Consider the following 2,567-nt stretch of genomic DNA (forward strand, 5'->3'; position numbering starts at 1 on the left):
CGCCGTATCGACCGTCGTCGCGTTTGCCCTCCATTCATGGCTAGGGCGGATGCTTCTGGGGATGTCGTGTTGCACGGGTACGCGCACGTTGACATCCACATCCACGTTATGGCCGAGTCAGATCAGCCATCACGATTTGATGTGGAATGCCAGCAAACGTGGGCTGAAACCCGGTAATCCGCTGTGCCATCTACAAGTGGCGATAGCGGCGGATTATCCGGCTGGTATTGGCAGAGGCTAAATCCCCTCTTTCCGTACCCGGTCAGTGCCCCGATGGACGCCACGGCGATGCCGTTGGCATTCGAGGCTCTCTGACCGCCAAAGCTGGTGACACCTCCGCGAAGTTTCGCGAGTCGTCAAATTCCGTGTAGCGAATTTGGTCGATTCACGAAGCGATCCGGCGATTGTTTCCCTCGTTTGACCAAGGAAATTTGAGCGTTTTCGTTCTGTTCTTTGATCAAACGCCCCAGAACCGAATCAGACCTTGGCATTGCTGCATCCCTACCCCGTGGTCATTTCCACGCGGACAACCGTGATGCAGAGCCACAACCACCTTTCCTCTGCGATCCCAGAAAAAGATCGCTGCCGTGCGTGGTTGATTTTCGGAAGGACCGAAAACATGAACATCACTGAAAATAGCTTCCTCGACATCAACACCCCGCTCAGCACGGCGACTGTGGCCGAACTCGTTTTGGCTGTACAAAACGGCGACCAAGATGCCTTCGGCGAATTGTTCGAGAGGTACCGAGGCGGAATTGTCGCATTGGCAATGCGTCGTGTTCGCAACGCTGACGAAGCCGAAGAACTCGCACAGGACGTCTTTATCCAAGCGATGCAAAAGATCGACCAATTGCGAGTGCCGGAGGCGTTCGGTGGCTGGTTGCGCCGAATCGTGCATCGTATGGCGATCAATCGCATGACGCGAAATCGAACCGCCATCGCCTGCGATCCCGAAACGCTCGAAGCGACCTGCTTCGCCGTCGGAACGCCCGATTCGTTTGCCGAGGATCGTGAGCAAGCGGCGGTGGTTCGCGACAGCATCGATCGGTTGGGCGATTTGGATCAACAAACGCTGAAGGCGTTTTACTTGCACAGCAAGTCGTTGATCGAAATGAGCGACGAATTTGATGCTCCCGTCGGAACGATCAAGCGTCGCTTGCACGTCGCTCGAAAGCGATTGCAAAAAGAAATGCAAGACGGTGTGCTACAAGCCGTCTAAACGTCGGGCGGCCGGAATCACTCACCAGTTGATTCCGGCCGCTTTTTTTTTTGCATGGTTGCGTTCGCCAGTTAGCGGGCCAATGGCCTCCCTTCGTGTTGGCGAAACGGGGTTCTCGCGGCGAGCGGTCGACTTTCCTCCTTCTGTGTCCTACTCGTCCCCGCATTTTGGCTGATTCTTTTTCGCTTTAGTGGTTGCGAATAATCAGGCGAATGACTAAATTCCTCCTTGTTGCGATTGATTCTCAATACCAAGTCACCGGCGTTCGCTAATGAATAGCCACTCATCCGGAGGAATAAACATGACCAAAGGTGCACCACGTCACTTTGGATTTACACTCGTCGAATTGCTGGTCGTGATCGCGATCATCGGCGTATTAGTAGGACTTTTGCTACCCGCCGTCCAAGCGGCTCGCGAGGCCGCTCGCCGCATGAGCTGCAGCAATAACTTGAAGCAGATCGGTTTGGCGGTTCACAATTATGAATCGGCTACCAAATCACTGCCCGCGGCTTGGTCGCCTTCGGCGATGTCCGGTGATGGTTGGTCGACTCAAGCTCGGATTTTGCCTTACATCGAAGCGATCGCGCTTGCTTCGGCAATCGACTTTGGAGCGGGGTATGGCGGAGCGACTCTGCAAGTCGATGGGGTTGCGGTCCCCATCTCGAGCTACCGCGTGCCGACTTATTTGTGCCCAAGTGACCCCAAAGACATGCAGCGACTCGGGGATGATGGTCCCGAACACTATCCTCTCAGCTACGGTTACAACGGTGGCGTGTGGTTTACCTACAACCCCAACGACAACGGAATTGGTGAGGGATCGTTTGCAGCTAATCGGTATTTGAAATTCCGTGACTGCTTGGATGGTTTAAGCAATACCTTGGCTTTTTCCGAAGTCAAAGCATGGACCCCTTACTATCGAGACCTTTCTCAAACCGGTGATATCGCTAAGCCGACCCTTACGAACGAGATCTGTACCCTCGGCGGATCTTTCAAAACAGAAACGGGCCATACCGAATGGGTGGATGGACGTGTTCATCAAAGCGGGTTCACGACGACATTCTCGCCCAACAAGAAAGTGTTGTGCACCGAAAACGGCATTGAATACGATGTCGATTTCACAAACTTTCGTGAAGGCAAGACAGCGGCCGCGCCGATTCCCAAGACCTTTGCAGCGGTCACCTCACGAAGCTATCACGTCGGCGGAGTGAACACATGTCTGATGGACGGTTCGGTTCGCTTCATCACCGATTCGATCGATCTCGATCTGTGGCAAGGCTTGTCCACACGAGCGGGTCGCGAAGTGGTTGCGGTACCTTAAGTCGCCGCGACAATCTTCCATTGAAACAAT

Annotated in this window: 3 protein-coding genes; all 3 read left to right on the forward strand. The window is 54.1% G+C overall.

All coding sequences use genetic code 11. From position 1 onward, the window contains the following. Positions 1–241: hypothetical protein (locus RMSM_RS42575; protein ID WP_040766597.1), on the forward strand; the 241-nt coding region annotated here is incomplete at its 5' end. A 378-nt stretch (positions 242–619) separates the two neighbouring features. Continuing rightward, a complete protein-coding gene (locus tag RMSM_RS14130; protein ID WP_052031632.1) occupies positions 620–1,219 on the forward strand; it encodes an RNA polymerase sigma factor in 600 nt (199 codons plus the stop codon). 301 nt (positions 1,220–1,520) lie between these two features. Continuing rightward, positions 1,521–2,537 (forward strand): DUF1559 domain-containing protein, encoded by a 1,017-nt coding sequence (locus RMSM_RS14135; protein WP_008697183.1) that lies wholly within the window; start codon positions 1,521–1,523, stop codon positions 2,535–2,537. Positions 2,538–2,567 lie beyond the last annotated feature (30 nt).

The sequence above is a fragment of the Rhodopirellula maiorica SM1 genome (assembly GCF_000346295.1).
Lineage (GTDB): Bacteria > Planctomycetota > Planctomycetia > Pirellulales > Pirellulaceae > Novipirellula > Novipirellula maiorica.